The organism is Oenococcus oeni (assembly GCF_020510245.1).
Taxonomy (GTDB): Bacteria; Bacillota; Bacilli; order Lactobacillales; family Lactobacillaceae; genus Oenococcus; species Oenococcus oeni.
The window spans coordinates 1186382-1206096 of the sequence record NZ_CP084701.1 but is presented as its reverse complement, the minus strand read 5'-3'; the positions used below and the strand labels follow the sequence as shown (position 1 = coordinate 1206096).

Annotated in this window: 23 protein-coding genes, 1 tRNA gene and 1 pseudogene; 19 read left to right on the top strand and 6 right to left on the bottom strand. The window is 37.1% G+C overall.

The annotated features are described in order from the left end of the window. Positions 1–37 precede the first annotated feature (37 nt). The 5 genes from J3U91_RS10005 (at position 38) to J3U91_RS06340 (ending at position 2500) form a co-directional block, all read left to right on the top strand. Positions 38–523: a YitT family protein gene (locus J3U91_RS10005; protein WP_407719240.1), complete on the top strand. Its 486-nt coding sequence runs from the start codon at positions 38–40 to the stop codon at positions 521–523. Continuing rightward, positions 414–833, top strand: coding sequence for a YitT family protein (locus J3U91_RS06355; protein ID WP_407719241.1), 420 nt, complete (start codon positions 414–416; stop codon positions 831–833). Before J3U91_RS10005 ends, J3U91_RS06355 begins: the two co-directional genes overlap by 110 nt. Then, positions 808–960 carry a DUF2179 domain-containing protein gene (locus J3U91_RS06350; protein ID WP_018025281.1) on the top strand — a complete coding sequence of 51 codons (153 nt, stop codon included), beginning with the start codon at positions 808–810 and terminating at the stop codon, positions 958–960. The genes J3U91_RS06355 and J3U91_RS06350 overlap by 26 nt, the downstream gene beginning before the upstream one ends. Continuing rightward, complete coding sequence (locus J3U91_RS06345) at positions 941–1126, top strand: 2-hydroxymuconate tautomerase (protein ID WP_002818695.1); 186 nt, start codon at positions 941–943, stop codon at positions 1124–1126. The genes J3U91_RS06350 and J3U91_RS06345 overlap by 20 nt, the downstream gene beginning before the upstream one ends. A 225-nt stretch (positions 1127–1351) precedes the next feature. Continuing rightward, positions 1352–2500, top strand: a complete 1149-nt coding sequence (locus J3U91_RS06340; RefSeq protein WP_002818696.1) for a LysM peptidoglycan-binding domain-containing C40 family peptidase — start codon at positions 1352–1354, stop codon at positions 2498–2500. Between the two features lie 74 nt (positions 2501–2574). Here the strand turns inward: J3U91_RS06340 and def are convergent, their stop codons facing one another. Beyond that, positions 2575–3132 (bottom strand): peptide deformylase, encoded by a 558-nt coding sequence (def, locus tag J3U91_RS06335; RefSeq protein WP_002818697.1) that lies wholly within the window; start codon positions 3130–3132, stop codon positions 2575–2577. A 108-nt stretch (positions 3133–3240) separates the two neighbouring features. Here def and typA point away from each other — a divergent pair, with 108 nt between their 5' ends. The 9 genes and pseudogenes from typA (at position 3241) to J3U91_RS06285 (ending at position 12697) form a co-directional block, all read left to right on the top strand. Continuing rightward, positions 3241–5076 (top strand): translational GTPase TypA, encoded by a 1836-nt coding sequence (gene typA, locus J3U91_RS06330; protein WP_002818698.1) that lies wholly within the window; start codon positions 3241–3243, stop codon positions 5074–5076. A 167-nt stretch (positions 5077–5243) separates the two neighbouring features. Continuing rightward, entirely contained in the window at positions 5244–6275 is a 1032-nt protein-coding gene (locus J3U91_RS06325) for a LacI family DNA-binding transcriptional regulator (RefSeq protein WP_002818699.1), read from the top strand. A gap of 771 nt (positions 6276–7046) precedes the next feature. Then, positions 7047–7553, top strand: coding sequence for an ABC transporter substrate-binding protein (locus J3U91_RS06320; RefSeq protein ID WP_002818703.1), 507 nt, complete (start codon positions 7047–7049; stop codon positions 7551–7553). Between the two features lie 6 nt (positions 7554–7559). Next, positions 7560–7805: a hypothetical protein gene (locus J3U91_RS06315; protein ID WP_002818704.1), complete on the top strand. Its 246-nt coding sequence runs from the start codon at positions 7560–7562 to the stop codon at positions 7803–7805. 33 nt (positions 7806–7838) lie between these two features. Next, positions 7839–8318 carry a type 2 periplasmic-binding domain-containing protein gene (locus J3U91_RS06310; protein WP_002818705.1) on the top strand — a complete coding sequence of 160 codons (480 nt, stop codon included), beginning with the start codon at positions 7839–7841 and terminating at the stop codon, positions 8316–8318. Continuing rightward, a complete protein-coding gene (locus tag J3U91_RS06305; protein ID WP_002818706.1) occupies positions 8302–9198 on the top strand; it encodes a carbohydrate ABC transporter permease in 897 nt (298 codons plus the stop codon). Before J3U91_RS06310 ends, J3U91_RS06305 begins: the two co-directional genes overlap by 17 nt. After that, positions 9198–10072, top strand: a pseudogene (locus tag J3U91_RS06295) (carbohydrate ABC transporter permease). Before J3U91_RS06305 ends, J3U91_RS06295 begins: the two are co-directional and overlap by 1 nt. Positions 10073–10310: 238 nt before the next feature. Further along, a complete protein-coding gene (locus J3U91_RS06290) occupies positions 10311–11057 on the top strand; it encodes an alpha-glucosidase domain-containing protein (protein WP_002818709.1) in 747 nt (248 codons plus the stop codon). 32 nt (positions 11058–11089) lie between these two features. Further along, the gene (locus tag J3U91_RS06285; RefSeq protein ID WP_002818710.1) at positions 11090–12697 is read left to right on the top strand and encodes a glycoside hydrolase family 31 protein; all 1608 of its coding nucleotides are present in this window, start codon (positions 11090–11092) and stop codon (positions 12695–12697) included. A gap of 141 nt (positions 12698–12838) precedes the next feature. On the opposite strand, the gene J3U91_RS06280 is transcribed toward J3U91_RS06285, so the two are convergent. Beyond that, complete coding sequence (locus J3U91_RS06280) at positions 12839–13663, bottom strand: HAD-IIB family hydrolase (protein ID WP_002816602.1); 825 nt, start codon at positions 13661–13663, stop codon at positions 12839–12841. A gap of 67 nt (positions 13664–13730) precedes the next feature. Here J3U91_RS06280 and J3U91_RS06275 point away from each other — a divergent pair. The 3 genes from J3U91_RS06275 to J3U91_RS09945 all read left to right on the top strand — a co-directional run bounded on the left by J3U91_RS06275 (position 13731) and on the right by J3U91_RS09945 (position 14438). Continuing rightward, positions 13731–13801 (top strand) — tRNA-Cys (locus J3U91_RS06275). Positions 13802–14074: 273 nt separating this feature from the next. Continuing rightward, the gene (locus tag J3U91_RS06270) at positions 14075–14338 is read left to right on the top strand and encodes a helix-turn-helix domain-containing protein (RefSeq protein ID WP_226490002.1); all 264 of its coding nucleotides are present in this window, start codon (positions 14075–14077) and stop codon (positions 14336–14338) included. 7 nt (positions 14339–14345) lie between these two features. Then, positions 14346–14438 (top strand): helix-turn-helix domain-containing protein, encoded by a 93-nt coding sequence (locus J3U91_RS09945; protein ID WP_228751186.1) that lies wholly within the window; start codon positions 14346–14348, stop codon positions 14436–14438. 114 nt (positions 14439–14552) lie between these two features. Here J3U91_RS09945 and J3U91_RS06260 read toward each other — a convergent pair whose 3' ends face one another. Beyond that, the gene (locus J3U91_RS06260; RefSeq protein ID WP_002818713.1) at positions 14553–14870 is read right to left on the bottom strand and encodes a MazG nucleotide pyrophosphohydrolase domain-containing protein; all 318 of its coding nucleotides are present in this window, start codon (positions 14868–14870) and stop codon (positions 14553–14555) included. Between the two features lie 62 nt (positions 14871–14932). Continuing rightward, on the bottom strand, positions 14933–16120 hold the full coding sequence (locus tag J3U91_RS06255) for an MFS transporter (RefSeq protein ID WP_002818714.1): 1188 nt from the start codon (positions 16118–16120) through the stop codon (positions 14933–14935). 535 nt (positions 16121–16655) lie between these two features. Between J3U91_RS06255 and J3U91_RS06250 the strand changes: the two genes are divergently transcribed. Together J3U91_RS06250 and J3U91_RS06245 are read left to right on the top strand one after the other, a co-directional pair. After that, positions 16656–17840: a NupC/NupG family nucleoside CNT transporter gene (locus J3U91_RS06250; protein WP_002818715.1), complete on the top strand. Its 1185-nt coding sequence runs from the start codon at positions 16656–16658 to the stop codon at positions 17838–17840. Positions 17841–17895: 55 nt separating this feature from the next. Beyond that, entirely contained in the window at positions 17896–18267 is a 372-nt protein-coding gene (locus tag J3U91_RS06245) for a hypothetical protein (protein ID WP_002822886.1), read from the top strand. Between the two features lie 323 nt (positions 18268–18590). Here J3U91_RS06245 and J3U91_RS06240 read toward each other — a convergent pair whose 3' ends face one another. Continuing rightward, on the bottom strand, positions 18591–18866 hold the full coding sequence (locus tag J3U91_RS06240; RefSeq protein ID WP_002818719.1) for a hypothetical protein: 276 nt from the start codon (positions 18864–18866) through the stop codon (positions 18591–18593). 144 nt (positions 18867–19010) lie between these two features. Next, a complete protein-coding gene (locus J3U91_RS06235) occupies positions 19011–19556 on the bottom strand; it encodes a hypothetical protein (protein WP_002818721.1) in 546 nt (181 codons plus the stop codon). Positions 19557–19715: the final 159 nt, after the last annotated feature.

The window sequence follows — 19715 nt, the reverse complement described above, 5'->3', positions numbered from 1 at the left end:
TGATTCAACGGTCTGTTTTTTTCTCGGAAAATAAATAATGACAATTAAAAAAATTCAAAATTCCTTTCCACAATTAGTGGTCCAATTATTTATTCTAATTTTTACGGCTTTATTAGAAGTAATTGCTATGAATATGTTTTTGAATCCAAATCATATTTTTACCGGTGGTTTTAACGGAATCTCGCAGTTGCTTTCAATAGCGAGTAAACATTTATTTGGTTTTCAAATAAATACCGGTATTTTTATACTGCTGACAAGCGTTGTAATTGGTTTTTGGGTGGAAAATGGTCGGTTTGCGTTTCACGATTTTAAGCACGGCCAATTCTGTTCTAACGTCTTTGTTTATTGTCTATTTTCCCGTTATCAATATCGCCAAAAGTGTTTTGCTTGCTTCGCTTTTTTCGGGTGTGTTAATGGGTTTGGCGACTGGTTTGTCGATGCGTTTCGGTCTCTCTACTGGCGGAATGGATATTATCGCAATGATTGTCCAAAAAAAGACCGGACGATCTGTCGGTGTTATTAGTAATACAATTAATGCTTCAATTGTTTTGATTGCCGGTATTTTTATTGGCTGGCCGAATGCTTTATATACTTTAATCGGAATTTTTGCTACAGGCCAGGTTATAGATGCAATTTATACCGGTCAACGAAAATTAACCACCTTGATTGTGACGGAGAAAGCCGACCTTTTAACTAAAGCATTACAGGACGAATTGGTTCGTGGAATCACAATTCTTCCTTCGACGGGAGCTTTTTCTCATCATGAGTCTTCTACTTTATTCATGGTGATTAATCGTGTTGAACTTTATGAAATGGAAAGATATTGCTCGTGAAAATGATCCACATGCTTTTATTGATATATTGAGTACTGTTTCAGTTAGTGGACTATGGCTTGATCCCGATCGCCAAGCTGATATTAAAAAAGGAAAGGTAAAAATCGATGCCGGAAATTCAAATTGATATGCTAAAAGGACGTTCTCATGAACAAATTAAACAAATTGTAAAGGACATTACCGCTGTAATGGTTAAAGATACCAAGGCTAAACCTGAAGCGGTTCATATAGTAGTTCGCGAATTTGAAGCGAATCATTACGCTTTGGGCGGTGTGCTTAAGTCGGATATGTAATCTTTTTGTAATATATACAAAGCACTATTTTTTAATAAAGTAGTGTTTTTTTAAACAAAATGTAAATTTGTAATATGCAACTCAATTTTTTTCAACCGTGTGTTCGTAAAAATTGAAATTTTTTTAAAAAAATTCAAACGTATGTTTGAGAGAGGCGAGAAAAAAATGTAATCTCGCTGCAACCCAAAACGCCCTCAAAGCGTCTAAAATTAATAGGCGTACGAGGTGGAAATGAAAAAATCTTCTTTAAAATCAAAAGCATTGATTACGGCGATTTCTGCATTGGGCGTCACCGGAACGGCTGCGGTAACAGCCCAAGCTAAATCGTATACGGTTAAAAGCGGTGATACGTTGTGGAGCTTGGCCAATGATAACAACACTTCTGTTAACGCTTTAGCATCGGAAAACAAAATTTCCGATCCGAATTTGATTATTACAGGGGACACATTGGTACTTCCTGATGACGATGCAACGACCACACCGGCGCAAAAAACTGCTGAAAGCAGCGCGGCTTCATCTTCAGCTAGTCAAGCCTCAAGTTCTACTTCTGTTGCAAGCGGCAACTACACTGTTCAAGCAGGTGACTCTCTTTGGTCGATTGCTCAAAAAACAGGTGCTGATGTTAATCAATTAGTTGCTAATAATGGCGGCAAAAGTCTAATTCAGATTGGACAAATAATTCAAATTCCAACGAGCACAACTTCTTCGGCCGCTAGCGATTCTGTGAATGATGTTGCAAGTTCGTCTGCTTCGGTCGTTTCCAGCTCTGCTGCTGTTTCTTCGGCCGCTTCTGCTGCTGTTAGTTCCGCTCCTTCCAGCGCATCGGTCGTCAGCTCTTCTGCTGTGGTTTCTTCGGTCGCTTCTGCTGTAAGTTCGTCTGCTTCGGTCGCTTCCAGTTATTCAGCCGCTGCTAAAGCTGCCTCCACGTCTTCTTTGAGCAAAACCAACGTCACAACCACTACTGCTTCTCAAGTCAGTCAGACCAGTACGACTTCTACTTCTACTTCGACTGCTCAGGCTGTTGTTAACTTAGCGATTCAATTGTCCAAAGAAAATATTCCTTATGTTTGGGGTGGCAGTACAACTGCCGGGTTTGATTGTTCCGGATTAGTCTCGTATGTATACCAACATGCTGCAGGGATTACTCTCCCTCATTACACAGTTTCTCAAGAAAGTTATGTTTCAAAGCATTCTGTATCCCAGGCAAAGCCTGGAGACCTCCTGTTCTGGGGCAGCGCGGGGGCGACATATCACGTTGCTATCTATATCGGAAATAATCAATATGTAGCTGCACCGGAACCAGGTATGAATGTTGAAGTTGAAACGATTTCTTCATACTTCATGCCAAGTTTTGCAGGAACGGTTATTAAGTAATTTAATATTTTAGCCACATTAAAAAACGAGTTTCCAAATGGAACTCGTTTTTAATTTGCCAATATAATAATAAATTACTTAATTAAGACAACATCTTCAGAAACTGCCCAAGGATCTAATTCATTGATGTGATCGTAGTACATAATTCCCTTTAAGTGATCGATTTCATGTTGAAAAACAATCGCTGGATAATCTTTTAATCGAATCGAATGGTGCTCGCCGTTTTCATCATCGTAGTCGACAGTAATCTTATCGGCTCTGAGGACGATTCCGGGGGTATCTTCGTCTTTTGACAAACATCCCTCTCCGGTTTCCAGTGCTGCTCTTTTCATTGATTCACGGGTAATTTTTGGATTATAAACGATTCCGCGGAAATACGGTTTCGAATCTTCTTCAGGATTCAAAGAAGGGATTAGCAAAGCTGTCATCTGCAAAGACTTATTAACTTGCGGACCAGCGAGGCCGACACCCGGACGTAAATGATAGGTTTCGTTTTTTTCTTTATCCTGAGAAACCTCAAGAAATTCAAGCATCCGATGACCAAGTTTTTTTATTTCTAAATCAAGCGGAAAAGTAACTGGTTTGGCTTTCGCACGCAAAACCGGATTACCATCACGTGTAATATCTTCCATTAGTATCATAATTTTATTGTATACCAGGCTAGCCAAGCGGCTATTTTTCGTGTATTATAAACTATCAGTGGCTGCATAAGCAGCTTTTTGTTTGTAAAGGAATTATGAATGGCAAAAACGAGAGAAGATATTAGAAATATTGCGATTATCGCCCATGTTGATCATGGTAAGACTACTTTGGTTAACGAAATGCTGAAACAATCAGATACTTTTGATTCACATACGCAAATTGCTGATCGAGCAATGGATACGAATCCAATTGAAAAAGAACGTGGAATTACCATTCTTTCAAAAACGACAGCAATCAGAGTTGGCAATAAACAGATTAACATCGTCGATACACCGGGCCATGCCGATTTTGGCGGTGAAGTTGAACGTATCATGACGATGGTTGACGGTGTTTTGCTTGTCGTTGATGCTTTTGAAGGAACGATGCCACAAACACGCTTTGTTTTAAAAAAAGCTTTTGAACAACATTTGACTCCAATTGTAATCATTAATAAAGTTGATCGTCCCGGTGCTCGTCCACAAGAAGTGGTCGATGAGGTTTTGGATTTGTTTATTGAATTGGGTGCTGACGATGAGATGCTTGATTTCCCAGTTATCTATGCATCCGCAATGAATGGGACAAGCAGCTACTCGGCTGATATAAGCAAACAAGAACATACAATGAAGCCTATTTTTGATACGGTCTTTAAAACAATCCCGGCTCCAATCGATAATTCTGACGAACCAATGCAGTTCCAAGTTGCTATGCTTGATTACAATGACTTTGTTGGTCGTATCGGAATTGGCCGTGTTGTTCGCGGAACAATCAAAGTCGGCGATAATGTTACTGTTCTAAAACTTGATGGTTCACATAAAGATTTTCGTGTGACGAAATTAATGGGTTTTTTGGGCTTGAAACGAATTGATATAAATCAGGCCGAAGCAGGAGATTTGATTGCTGTTTCCGGAATGGAAGAAATTAATGTCGGTGAAACAGTTGCTGCTTCCAGCCACCCTGACGCTCTGCCTCCGCTGAGAATCGATCCACCAACTTTGCAGATGATTTTTAGAACCAATGATTCGCCCTTTGCCGGTCGGGAAGGAAAATTCGTAACCGCCCGTCAATTGGAAGATCGGTTGAAGCAGGAGCTTCATACAGACGTTTCACTACGAGTAGAAGATACGAAAACACCTGGTGTCTGGACTGTTTCCGGTCGTGGAGAACTACACCTTTCAATTTTGATCGATACATTGCGCCGAGAAGGATTTGAGTTGCAGGCTGGTCGTCCAAAGGTTATTTATCGTGAGATCGACGGAACGCGTTGCGAACCGTTTGAAGATGTACAAATCGATACGCCTGAAGAATATACTGGTTCAATTATTCAATCTTTGTCGGAACGCAAAGGAGAGTTATTGAATATGGAACCACAGGGTAACGGTCAGACGCGTTTACACTTTGTTGCCCCTTCACGCGGCCTGATTGGTTATTCTAGCGAGTTTTTGAGTTCTACTCGTGGATATGGTATCTATAACCATACATTCTTGGATTATCGCCCGGTTATTACCGGATGGAACCCGGGTCGTCGTAATGGTACTTTGGTTGCAATTGGTCAGGGAACGGTTACGACTTATGCAATCATGCAGGTTGAGGATCGCGGTACTATTTTTGTTGATCCCGGCACCGAGGTTTACGAGGGTATGATTGTTGGTGAAAATTCCCGTGAAAATGATATCTCAGTTAACATTACCCGTATGAAAGCGCAAAGTAACGTCCGTTCTTCAAATAAAGACCAAACGGCTATTATCAAGACGCCAACTCATTTGACTCTTGAAGAGTCGATCGAGTTCTTGAATGATGACGAATTAGTCGAGGTTACCCCTGAAAATACCCGTCTTCGCAAGATAATTCTGAAGACCAATGAACGTGAAAAAGTAGCTCGTCATCGAAATAATTAATTTTTTATTTTTAATATTTTTTAAAACCTTGGAATGTGATATAACTTTCAAGGTTTTTATTTATCTTCTTTTTGATATCTAATTTGTAATATTTTTCTTTTAGAATGATGATATCTTAAGTTGACTTGCACATATCAAAATAAAAATTTAGGAGCTATATAATCACAATGGTCACGATAAAAGAAATAGCCGACAAAGTTAATTTAAGCCCAACAACAGTCTCTAACGTGATTCATGGCCGCAAAGGGAAAGTATCGCCTGATAACTATAAAAAAATAAGTAGAGCCCTGGAAGAAAGCAAATATGTTTCTAATATGGGAGGACGGCTCTTAGGACGCCATGGGTCAAAAATTATCGCTGTCATTTTGAATTATGAACGACGGTCTGAAATGAATGTTGTTTCGGATCCTTTTTATAATCAAATTGTTGGATTTCTTGAGGAAGAAATTCGTAAAAAAAGCTATTTTATGATGCTTTATACTTCTGGAAGCGTGACAGAAAGTTTACGATTGGCCACTGCTTGGGATATTGAAGGGTTGATTGTCCTTGGTTCACATCCTGATGATGCTAAGAACTTTATTAAACAGCAGAAGAGACCGGTAGCTTTTATCGATACTTATGTTGATAAGGAATCGATGACTGACGATTTTATTAATGTTGGTTTACAGGATTTTAAGGGTGGTTATCAGATCACAAATTATTTGATTGGCCTTGGTCATAGAAGAATCGGTTTTTTTGCTGACGGCAATCAACTACTTGGTGTTGATCAGCAACGTTTTGCTGGTTTTAAAAAGGCTTTATCGGAGGCTGATATTAATCTTGAAAATCCCGGTTTTTTTGGTCTCGATTATCGAACTAATCAGCGTCACATTTTTCTAAAAAAATTTTCTGAAACAAAGCTAAAAGATTATACGGCGCTTGTTTTTACTTCAGACTTTTTAGCCGTAGATGCTATAAATGTTTTTCTTGATAACGGATTTAAAGTTCCGGAGGATATTTCAATTACGGGATTTGATCACAATATTTTCTCTGAGCAGTGTCGACCAAAATTGACTACGATCGGTCAGAATGTTCAAAAAAAAGCCGTTTTAGCGGTAGATTTTTTGACAGAGAGAATTCAAAGCAAACAAGCAATTAAAAAAATCAATCTTTTGTTAGATGCTGAATTAATTGTGCAGGACAGTACTGCTCGAGTGTAATTAACATGGATTTCTTTATTGTGTTCGTTTTTTATTCATTTTCAGTGCTGTCGATTAATATCAGCACTTTTTTAATTTATTGTTTTTCGATGTCTAATCATAAAAGCAATTGTGGTGGGACAATTAACTTTATTCATTCTTTCGGATTCATTTAACTATATTTGTTTTTAGGATTTAAATACGATAATTTAATTCTTTTTTGAATCGGAGCATTGCAAAGCGATTTTTTAAAATAAATTTCATTAGCTGCTTTTATATCTGTATATAGCAACTCAGGCGTAACGCCAACGTTTTTAAAAATTATAAACTCAAGAGATTGTGGGAAACGGATTTAGGGTCATAAATTCTTTATGTGACTGAATTTTAATATAAAATTGCCGGTTCAAAGTTAGCCAGGTTATATATTTTCGTTATTGTAAGCGCTTTACTTTTATGTTAGGATATATTTTGTTACTTAGGTGTTACGTGACACTTATTTCCGTCAACGAGGGGGTGAGGAGGATAAAACGGGAAATTGGTATTGGGAATTATTAATTTCATTAGGAACTGTTTATAAAAACAAGGCCTAGATGAAATATTTAAAGATACTATTGAATATCTGAAATAAGAATAATTTTATGTCGGGATTCGGAAAAGCACACGGCTGAAAAAGTTTTTTACGCTTGTTCACTCTGATTATTTAGCAGATATCGTATCAGTTGATATCAGTAGTTTAAGAGAATTATTTGCCAGTGGCGCACCGTATTTTAGACATGACTAAAGAGGTATCAAATGAATAAAACGATTAAATTGGTTACTGGCGTTTTGGCTTTCCTGATTCTGATCGCAGTTACCGTTTCGATGTTTCTGACGAGTGGTCCGAATCTGAATGGCAAGACCGTGATCCAGCTCTTTTCGACAAAGACTGAAAACGCCGCCACTTATAAAGAATTGATCAAAGCTTTTGAGAAGAAATACCCGTCAATTGAAGTTCAGCTTTCTTCTCCATCCAGCGCCGCAACTGTACTGCGAACCGATTTGGCCAAGAACAGTTTGCCGGATGTGATTGCTGTCGGTGGCGACAATAATTTGGTTTCGCTGGTCAGTTCGGAAGGTTTGAGAAATTTAGCCGGTCAATCATATGCCAAAACAACTTTGCCAGCCTACCGGAAGATGATCACAAGTCTTTATTCCAAAAAATCCCTATATGCGGTACCTTATGCGACCAATGCGGCTGGAGTTATCTATAATAAGGCCCTGTTTAAAAAAGCCGGTATCAAAACGGTTCCGACGACTTAGAATGAATTGATCGCCGATGCCAAGATTCTAAAAGCCAAGGGAATTACGCCCTTTGAATCGGCCTACAAGGATACATGGACGACGATGGCGACTTGGAATCCAATTGTTTCCAATACGATTCCTTCGAGTTGGATAAAAAAACGTCTGGAAAATAAGACAACTTTTGCTGCCACACATCAAACTGCGATGAAAAAATGGCTGCAGATTGCCCAGTATTCGCAAAGTGATTATATGGGAACTTCTTATGATTAGGCCAATATTGATTTTGCTAAAGGAAAGGTGGCCATGATTATCAATGGCAATTATGAAATACCGGCTTTTATTTCTTTGAATAAGAAAATCGACGCAGACATGTTTATGCTTCCTGTCTCGAACAATGCGAAGGCCAATAAAGTGACTTCGGGTATCGATGTTGCTTTTGCCATTTCGAAGGTTTCCAAGCACTTTTCCGCCGACAATAAGCTAGTTGCTTTTCTAATGGACAAGAAGAATGCGGCAATCTATAACAAAGAGCAATTTTCTTTTTCTGCGATCAAGGGCGTAAAACAAAAAAGCCGGTTCGTTGCCGGTATAGCTGATCAAATTAATCGGGGCAACGTAATCAACTATCCGGACCACTATTATCCATCAGCTTTGGATTTAACGCAGATGTTAACTCAGGCGGGTTTAAACGCTGCTAATCATATGAACGAGCAGAAGAACATCAGGATTTCTTTAAGAAGGGCTGACACAGCTTTTAACGCTGCTAATGTCGGGGAGAAATAACTATGAAACAGGGTCGAAAAAAATAAGTTTGACTTTTTATTTAATGACAGTGCCGATGGCAATTCTCTTTTTCATTTTTCATACGATACCTTTTCTCAGAGGCGTCTTTTATAGTTTTACGGATTGGAAAGGTTTTGGAAACTGGCATTTTGTCGGTTTGCGCAATTATGGATATATGTTTTCGAATGCCGATATCGGCAGTGCTTATGGTTTTACCTTTAAATTCGCTGTTTTTGCGACAATCTTTGTCAATGTAATTGCTTTATTGATTGCTTTGGGCCTGACCAGCAAGATCAAATTTCAAAATACTTTAAAGGCTGTTTATTTTCTTCCTTACATGTTGGGTACTTTGATCGTTGGTTTCATCTTTAACTTTATTTTTGGCAATCTGTTGCCGGACTTGGGTAAAGCATTGCATTGGTCATTTTTGACCACAAACATCTTGGGTACGAGTCATGCCTGGATTGGGATTTTGATCGTCACGATCTGGCAGGGACTGGCTTTTAATACATTGATTTATATGTCGGGTTTGCAATCCGTCAGTCCGGAACTTTACGAAGCGGCGTCTTTAGATGGCGCAGGAGCCTGGAAGAAATTCTGGCGGATTACTTTTCCTTTGATTGCACCCTTTTTCACGATTAATCTTGTGCTGTCTGTTAAAGGCTATTTGATGGTATTCGATCAGATCATGGCCATGACCAGTGGCGGCCCCGGCAACAGTACGACGTCAATTTCAGTGTTGATTTACACGCAAGGTTTTCAGGGGTCACAGTTTGCCATTCAATCAGCCAATGCCGTCGTTTTGTTCTTGATTGTTGCAGGTGTTTTCCTGTTCCAATTGAATGTGTTAAATAAAAGAGAGGACAGGATTGAAAACTGATGTCGATTATGCATGATAAAAACAATTTACTTAAACCGGCTAAAATAAAGGCAATTAAACATCCTAACTACACTGTTACGGCTGTTTTAGCTACGATTGCTGTTTTTGCCATTCTTGGCGCATTATATATGACGATGATGATCGCCTTGAAAAGCCCTTCGGATATGACGAATGTTTTGGCTTGGCCGAAACAATTCCAGTGGAGCACTTCACGAGTGCTTGGCAGATGACAGATTTTCCATTGATGTTTAGAAATACGCTTTTCATTACAGCTTGGAATATTATTTTTACGATTATTACCAATTCGGCTGCGGCCTATGCTATCACGCGTTATCGCAAACAAAGCCGTTTTTTCAATCTACTTTATTACTACTTCATTTCGGCAATGTTTATTCCTTTCAACGTCATTATGCTGCCCTTGGTGCGTGAAGTCTCGGCTTTCCATATGGACAATGATTTCGGCATGACCTTTTTATATATCATTTTCGGCATGCCTTTGAATATTTTTCTTTATTCAGGCTTTGTTAAGCAGATCCCGGTGGCCTTGGAAGAGGCAGCTGTAATGGATGGCGCCAAACCCTACCAAGTCTTCTTTAAAGTGATCTTTCCTTTGATGGCACCGATGCATGCGACCGTAGCGATTTTGTCCTTTATGTGGACATGGAATGATTTCTTGATGCCTTTGGTGTTGTTAAGCGATCCCAAACAGCAGACGCTGCAGCTGGCACAATATGTCTTTCAAGGTCAGTTCTCAACCAACTATAACCTGGCCTTTGCTTCGTATGTGCTGGTTTTGGCCCCGGTTCTGATAATGTATGTATTTTTCCAGCGCTACATTATTTCCGGCGTTTTGACCGGATCTGTTAAGGGATAAGTACTCACATTGGCCAAAGGTTACATTGAATATTCTTTTCGTTCAGATTCAACGACTGGATATTTTTAAAAAAAGTCGCTTATTCTATCTCTTTGGGCCCTTGAGGTACTTTCGTTTTGATATTCTTGTTTTCTGTTTCGACTTCTGGATCGGCAAACACAAAAAATCAAAACAGCTTAAAAAACTATTCTAATAAAATTTGAATCAAAAATTTCAATTGAAAGGATTACAGGGGTTTATGTTTGGAAAAATAAAGTTTTACGAAAAAAAGAGTAATGACGTTTCAATTGAATTCGAAAATGGTCGAGCATCGGTTGATATTATTACCCCTTCGATCATCAATTTTTTCTCGCCACTGTCTACTGAACGCCGCGCTTCAAAGGCTGTTGAAAATTTAAAAAGAATGCCCGGAAAAATTACGGTCGATTTTATCGATGGACAAGTCCTTGTTTATACGGAAAAACTAAAAGTATCAATTACCGATAATTTTATGGTTGATATATTTGATTTGAACGGTAAACGAATCTGCAGCGATTATCGAGGCGAGGATAAACCGTTTGTTCGACGCGGCAACGATGATGACGGCAATATCGCGGCTGAAGAAGGCCATCAATTAGAAGAGGAACGTAAATCGCAAAAAATCAAGATTTTGAAACAGTTGAATCCGGGCAGCTATTTTTATGGTTTGGGCGATCGGACTGGCCATTTAAATAAATTGGGCTACCACTATAAAATGTGGAATACCGATAATCCGAATCCGCACGTTGAGAGTTTTGAAACAATGTACAAATCGATTCCATTCTTTGTGGCACTTGAGAAAAAACCGCTTATGGCATATTTTTCGACAACAGTTATGAAACGGTTTTTGATTTTGGCAAAGAAAACAGAAACTATTATTCTTTTAGCGCCGTTGATGGAAATCTTGATTATTACTTTATTTATGGTCCATCTGCTAAAGAAGTTATTTTCGGGTATACTCTTCTAACCGGTACTACACCGCTCCCACAATTATGGACATTGGGCTACCAACAGTCCAGGTGGTCTTATGCGCCAGAGAAAAGGCTGCAGGAGATTGCCAACAATTTTAGAAAAAAAGATATTCCCTGCGATGTTCTTTATTTGGATATCGATTATATGGACGGATATCGGGTTTTTACTTGGGATCAACAGAAATTTCCCAATCATGAAAAAATGTTGGACCGTTTAAAGGGACAAGGATATAAAATCGTCACGATTATCGATCCGGGTGTTAAAAAAGATAAAGGTTATTCAATTTATGATCAAGGGCTAAAAAATAATTATTTTGCGACTGATAGAGATGGTATTCCTTATGTTAATCGTGTCTGGCCGGGGAAAGCTCTTTATCCGGATTTTTCCAATCAAGCAGTTCGTCATTGGTGGGCTGAAAATCAGAAGATTTTAGTCAATCATGGGGTTGCCGGAGTCTGGAATGATATGAACGAACCCGCGAGTTTCGATGGACCTTTGCCTGACGATGTTCAATTCAACAACGATGGTCGTTTGACGGATCATCGAGAAATTCATAATGTCTATGGTCATTACATGTCAAAGGCGACCTATGAGGGTATTAAAACGGCTACTAATAAGCGCCCATTTGTTATCACGAGGGCAAGTTATGCTGGTACGCAAAAATATGCAACTGTTTGGACCGGTGATAATCAGAGCCTATGGGAACATTTACGAATGTCTTTGCCTATGCTAATGAATCTTGGCATAAGTGGATTCGCTTTTTGTGGGACCGATGTTGGTGGTTTTGGTTTTGATTGTACGCCGGAACTTTTGTCCCGCTGGGTTCAAGTAGGCGCTTTTACAGCTCTTTTCCGAAATCACTCAAGTGCTTCAATGCGTGATCAGGAACCTTGGGCCTTTGATGAAAAAACAGAATCTATCAATCGTAAATATATAAAATTGCGTTATCGCTTACTGCCGTATTTTTACGATATTATGCACGATGAAGAAACAACCGGTCTGCCAATGATTCGTCCCTTGTTACTGGATTACCAAAATGATGAAAATGTTTACGGAATTAACGATGAGTTCATGAGTGGATCAAATATTTTAGTCGCACCGGTAGTTGAGCAGGGCAAGACAGCGAGAATGGTTTATTTGCCAAAAGGAAATCGTTGGATCGACTATTGGACTAAAGCTGTTTTTGATGGTGGCCAATATATCGTTAAAAATGCGCCGTTGGATGTTTGTCCTATTTATGTTAAAGAGGGCGGAATCATTCCCATGTATCCGGCCCAAAATTATGTTGGAGAAAAGAAAATTAGTCAATTAACCTTGGACATCTATCCTTTTACAGGAAAAGGGGAGAGCTGTTACGAACATTATCAAGATGATGGTGAAAGTTTTGACTATCGTTCCGGAAGCTATAATCTTTACGATTTTATTTTGAAGAGAAGCGGCAATCTTATTGAAATTAATATTTCAAAAACGAGAGAGGCTTATGGTGAAAAGTATCAGAGTTTTAAATTCATTATTAACGGTATTAAGCCTTTGGAATTTTTAGTTGATGGTCAAACAGGAAAAATTGAGAATGATGATGACCAATTTTCTTTCACTGTTTCAAACACGGCGAAGAAAATCGATCTCAAATTTTAATGAAATTTTTCAATAATATTAAAACACCTGGATTTTCTCAGCAATTCCAGGTGTTTTTAATTTATGATTATTTACTTTTAAAAAATGATCGTTTGAAATAGTCTGGTATTCACAAAAATGGATTAAATTAGTTGTGACTGATTATTTGGTAATTAATTTGTCAATCGTTTTTAGAACTCCATCATGATTGTTATCCGATAAGGCAATTTGTTCGCCGGAAAATTCTCTTTTTATAAAGTCAGGTGCGTTGGGCATAACAAAGGGATGTGCCACATAATAAAGCATTTCCAGATCATTTTCGCCATCACCAAAAGCGGCCATTTGATCATGATGAAGACCTAAATAAGCTCCAAGCTTTTGAAGACCAATAGCTTTTGAAATGCCTCGATTAATAATGTCTATTGCACCATATCCGGACGAAGTGGCACGAACTCCTTTGATTTTTGTTTTAGAAATCAATTCTTCGGCCATCAGTTTTTGGTCGATGCCTTTCCAAAAAAGAGCAATTTTCTCAATTGGTTCTTTTATTTCTGAAAAATTATGAATTATTTCCAACTTGGGATTATAAGTATTCATTTTATTTAGTTTTGATTTTTGTTGATAATCGGGGGCATAAGTACTTAAATCCCCCTCGAAAATGATTCGGTCGGGTTTGATACTTAGTTCGGGAAGAATATAAAACACTTTTTCCAGAAGTTCCGGGTCAATTGAAGAACGAAAAATATTTTTGCCATCGACATACACCGAAGCACCATTTTGTGAAACAAAGCTTATATTGTATTTATGCATATAATTTTTAAAAACTTGAGCAATGCCATTGTATGATCTTCCAGAAGCAGCTACAAAGAATTGATGATTGAAATTCATTTCGTCCAGAGTCGCCTGAAAAAGTTTTTGATTAAATGTTTTCTTATCATTAACGAATGTTCCGTCGATGTCGCTGGCAAATAATTTTATTGGGTTCATAGTTAAATTATAAAGTCTTTCATCTTTTTCTCTTTCTTTTTGCTATGATTTTATAGGTGACTTTTTTGGTGGTATAGCCAAGCGGTAAGGCGATGGTCTGCAAAACCGTTATCACGGGTTCGATTCCCGTTACCACCTGAACCGCGTCATCAGTGATTTCTCTGAACCATTGGCTATGGCGTTTTTTTATTATCCTATAAAATTCCAACATTTTGTTCTTTGGATCTTAAAATATGGTGACAAATTTTTATAAATTATTCATATGAATTAAAAAACAAAAAAAGAATTTACTAATTTTCGTTTAATACTCACTTACTAAAATCTTCATTGTTTGTGTGACAGAAATTTATGATTGTTAATCAACAACAATCAAGTCAAATTAGTCATGTTAAAGAAAGAAGAAAATTTGATATGAAAAATTTAGCTGAATTAGCCGGTCAATTAATCGATTTACAGGAACGCGATGGTTTTAATACGAAAACAGGACACAATCAGATAGAGGAGTCAATGAGGTTTTCGATTGAACATGGTTATGGAGATTTAGCAAAGAAAGTTCGTAAGTTGTGGGAACAAATACCCGACAACAAAACATCCAATCTTGAAATCGGACCGAAAAAATCAGTTAAATTTCTTAGTATTTATAAGAAGAAAGAAAAAAGCTTTCCGTCTAGTTGAAAAAGGAATGTCCTACACAACGATTGCCAATTATCTCGGTATCAGTTTGTCTAAAATATATCAATGGAAAAAAGAATTTGAAAGAAAGTTAAATAACTAAAAAGATAGAGCAGGACCACAAAAAGCAGGAAATAAAAGTGGTGGGACAAATTGATTCACCGGATTCGATCAACAAGAATTACGATCAACGATATCTGTCACAAACGAGTAATAATTATTCGGGAAATCTTTTCTTTAGTTTGTTTTCGCTAGCAGAAAGCAGGCAATTAGGATCTATATTGTATTTACTGCAAAATATTAATAGTTGGTCTAAAATATCGGCTAATTCTTCTTGCAGATTATCTCTTTTTTTAATACTTGATAATTGCTTATCTCCTGGATGATCACGACCAATTTCAATGGCACGAATCGCTCTGGAAAGTTCGCCTGTTTCTTCGCTTAAATAGTTCAGTCGAATAAAAGGTGAATATTGATACCAATTCCTTTGTTTATAAAAATTTATCAACCATTTTTCATGTTCTGTTAAATTCATTTTTTGTCCCCTTGGAAAACGGATAGTGTTATTAGTCCTTAAAGCTATTTCCATTATCCTTTTTAATTTGTAAATGTGTTTTCTCTTAAAAAAAGCCAACCCACTAGAATTGTAATTATCGACAAACTTAATAACAAAGTGATCGGCAAATTCCAATTTCCGAAACTGCTATTAAGTTTCCCTAATAAGGTCGGACTGATGCAGGCTAATAAATAACCAAGCGATTGAACAACACCTCCGATAACGCTTATCTCCCTGGCCGAATCCGAAAGAGTTGTTATTAAACCCAAAGCCAGGGAAAAGATGGCCGCGGTTGTCAGGCCTAAAGCAATAATGGCAATTGTGATCACAGGTAAAGTGGGGCTTTTTAAATTTAATAAGCTCAATCCGCTGACATAACCGACGAATAATCCTCCTAAAACCCATTTAAAGGCGTTTTTTCCAGCACTGATTCGCGGAATTATATACGATATTGGAATTCCGATGAATTGAAAAAGAGCGAAGAGACTCCCTGTTGCCAAAAGGGACAGCTTTAAATGATTCAGAATACTTGGCAGCCAGGCAATCAGACCGTAATATATAAATGACTGCAGGCCCATAAAAATAGCTAAAAGCCAAATCTTTGGGTGATTTATGATCTCAATCAATTTGATTTTTTGTTGATTGGAAACGGTATTTTTTTCTAAATCATTATTGCTAGTTTTGTTTTTTATTAAAAACCAGCCGGCCAATGTAATAATCGGTAATATTGATGTCAATTGAACAACTGCTTGCCAACCGATTTGTTTGGCCAAAGGTGCGACTAAATACCCAATTCCCGCCGCCCATAAGTTGAGTGTCGCGGTATAGAGCCCATTTAAAACATTGGCGTGCTTCGGGGCTCGTTCGACAATAACGGTTGGAGTCAAAATGTTCAATATCGTGATTGCCGCCCCGGTGAAGAAACTGCCGACAAACAACCAAGGCGCTGAGAGGACACGAAAAAAATTTGCAATAATGAGTATTCCCAAGGCTGTGATCATGGTTCTATAGCTGCCTAATTTCCGAATGACTAGTGGTGCAAGAACTGATAATAGACCAAAGCAAATCAAAGGAATACTGGTCAAAAGACCAATTTTGGTCTGATCCAGATCAAAACTTTGCATAATATAGCTGCTGATTGGCGGGATTACTATTATTGTCAAACGCAGATTACCGGCAATCAGAAAGATTTCCCAAGAAAAATTGAAAAATGGTTGTCTTTTTTTCACAATGAAATTCCTTTCCGAATTTTTCCTTAAACAGAAAAAGATCCCATCCAAACAAGTCTTTCTTGCCTAGATGAGATCTTCTCTAGTTACATGACGAATCTTTGATTCGCTATCAGAAAATTACTACAGGAATTATAGCATTTTCCTTAACAGAGAATCAAACGAAACTTAAAAAGAGCCTGATCTTGCTGTTTTGATAACTTTAATCGACTAAATTTATCGGTAAAGTTTTCTTCGTTTTAATTTACAAAAAAACAAAGCCAAAATAAAGGAAGTTATATTACGTTAAAATTGACAGCGCTTTCAGAACGTTGTACTGTGAAGAAGCAAAATTTTATTAATAAAAAAATATATGCTCGGAAACCAGCGGCATATTAGTATTAAAGTCCAGAAAAAGTTTTACTAATCGTCGCAGCGTTTTTCTGTTGCCCTTATATTTTTTGCAGACAACATGTATTTGATTAAATTAGATCTGAGAATAATTCTTTTATTTCTTGATGAATTTGGGGAATAATTGAACAGTAGGGAGTGAAATATGAATTTTGTTTTTCTGGTAACAGGAATTTTATTGGTATTTGTAATTGGATGGCTAATCAGCAGTGACCGAAAGCACATCCGTTTCGGTACAATTGGAAGGCTATTTATGCTTCAAATAATAATTTCGTTTATTTGTTTGCACACATCAGGAGGAGTCAATACTTTAAAGCAGATCTCCTTGTTCTTTAATTGGTTAATGAAACAAGCTGCCGGGGGTGTTGATTTCGTTTTTGGCGGTTTTGTGATCAAAGCCGGTAGTTCGGTTTTCTTCTTGAGTGTTTTGATGCCGATTGTTTTTATTTCCGCTCTAGTTGGAATTTTGAATTATATTAAAGTTTTACCATTTATTATTAAATGGGCTGGTTGGGGATTAAACAAAATTTCCGGGATGGGAGAACTGGAAAGCTATTTTGCCGTTTCCACCTCTGTTTTAGGCCAGCCCGAAGTTTTCTTAACCGTTAAAGATCAAATTCCTAAGTTGACGGAACAGCGTCTCTATACAATCTCTGCCTCGGCAATGAGCGCGGTTTCAGCGGCTATGCTTGCCTCTTATATGAAGCTGGTTCCTGGGAAATTCGTTGTGGTAGCTGTCTTTTTGAATATTTTGTCTGCCTTGATTATTTCCTCTATCGTTAATCCTTATATTCCTGAAAAAGAGGATAAATTAGTTGAAATTTCCAAAGGTAACGCCGAACCTTTCTTCCAAGTCTTGGGAAATTATATCGTTGATGGTTTCCAACTTGCAATTACCGTCGCTGCAATGTTGATTGGTTTTGTCGCATTGGTCACTTTTTTAAACAATAGTTTTTTGGCCGTAATTAATATTAGTTTCACTAGTTTAATCGGATATATTTTCGCGCCAATCGCTTTTTTAATGGGCGTACCTACAAGCGATATATTAAAAGTCGGCAGTTTGATGGCTACCAAACTAATTACTAATGAATTTGTAGCCATGGGAACTTTGCATGGAATTGCGGGGACCTTAAGTACGAAAGCGAATGCGATTATTTCGGCCTACTTGGTTTCATTTGCAAATTTTGGGACAATTGGTATTATTACCGGGTCGATTAAATCGATTAGTGCTAAACAGGGCAGCTACGTGGCTAAGTTTTCGATTAGATTATTGGCTGGTGCGACATTGGCATCTATTTTGACTGGAACGATCGTTGGTTTTTATTTCTAAATATTTTCAATGAAAAGGAGTTGACGTTATAAATAGCAGAAAAAAACTGATTTCAATGATTTTTTTGACGGTGATACTTTTTATTTCCAGTAACTCGTTTATTTTCCTTTTTCACAAAGATCATCCGAATTTTGGAATTGTTTTTAGAACATCATTATTTGTCGTCTTCTTGTATTCTTGGGCATTGATTCGTTTATTAACCTCTAAAAGATTTGCAGTTTCATTTATGGATTTCGTGAACATTGTTTATGCCATAGGTTTTATCAGCAATATCGCGCTTGCCGCGACAAAAATTTCCGGTATTAATGTTTGGATTGTTGTTGGCATGAGTTTGATTGGTTTTATTATTAATATTCTTATTTCAAAAGCTGCACGAAAATTTAAATCGGATATGTATCTCAGCTCCACGATTACAGCGAAAAAATAATGTTTTTTTCGAAACTTGTTTTGGATTGGAAGCCCGGACGGATCGTGATCGGTTCCTCACTTTTACCTCGACTGATAATCAGTTATTACTGCTTTTTAAGGTAAACTGAATATTCGATACTCACTAGTGCATAAAATTGTTTTTTATTTCAGACTAAATAAAAACTCCGTTTTACAAGCAAACGGAGTTTTTTAATATCTTTACATATAATGTTTATTAAGCAGAAAAAGAAGAACTATTGCTGTTTTTGCCGGTGTTTTCAAAAGAGAAGTCTTCTATAGCGCCTAGCAAGTCACTTAAAAGATTCATCTTATTAAAGCTTTTTAATTACTGCTAATTGAATTAATAAAATTTTGACCGGATTTTGTGATCTTGATGTCATATTTTTCGAGATAATCTTCCGGATGCCAGTTTTTTTGTTTTTCAACAACTGCAATTAAGTTTTCGTCAATTGCATGTTTCAGATTTTTTATCAGTGTTTCTTCACTTTCACCGGAACTTTCAAGTTTTCTCAAATCTGAAGCCAAAAAAATCTTGTCTTGATCATCGTTCAATTTGCTAACTTCTTCCATGAATTTGTTAAAATCAGTCTTTTCCATTATTGCGATCCTCAAAATCTTATTTTCTTAATTTTAAATCAATCTTATTAGAATCTGAATACAAGGCTACTTTACTTCAATAATTGTTAAATTGCCATCATTATTGATATTACAGAATCTTATTCAATTGTCCAAAGATAACATTTAGTATCCGAAAACTCCATGAGTCATTGTCGCACTTATCTCTTCAGCTTGTCTTCTTGAAATATTTTTCATTGAAAAAGCTATTGATTTATTGATTTCGTCACTTATGAAGTACCTCATCATACAAATTTTTTCGTACCTGGTCCTTAGTCCTTGAACCGATAAAAAATCATTTGCTTGTTCACCACATAAATTTCGACCTGACATTTCTCTACAGGATGAATTTAAAGCTTTTTCATCAAGATTAATTTTGTTCTGATACTTTTCGTTACCATCATCTGAATTAACGATATCATCTGATAAAATTCTCTCTCTTTTGATAATTTCGTTTATTGTTACTATTTTTTCTTTGTTAAAATTTACTCCTGCAAATTTGCTTTGTCCATTTCCAACTAATCCTGAAATTATTACTAGCAGGATGCTTATTGGAATAATAGTCAAAGCAATTAACTTGTATTTTTTGTTCTTTTTCAGTAATACGCAACTTAAATAGAACAGAAAAGAAAAAATCGCAATAGTTAAAGCAGAAAACCCCAGTAAAGACATGTTTTATCGACTCTCCCTGAAATAATTATAAATGGAAGACTCTTTGATTTATCTCTAAAAAAATAAAGAAATCGTTTTTAATTGCTAGAAAACGCTTCCTTTTAACTAATTTTCGTTAAATTTAACTTTATTCCGCCAATAATTTGCTTATTTTTCATA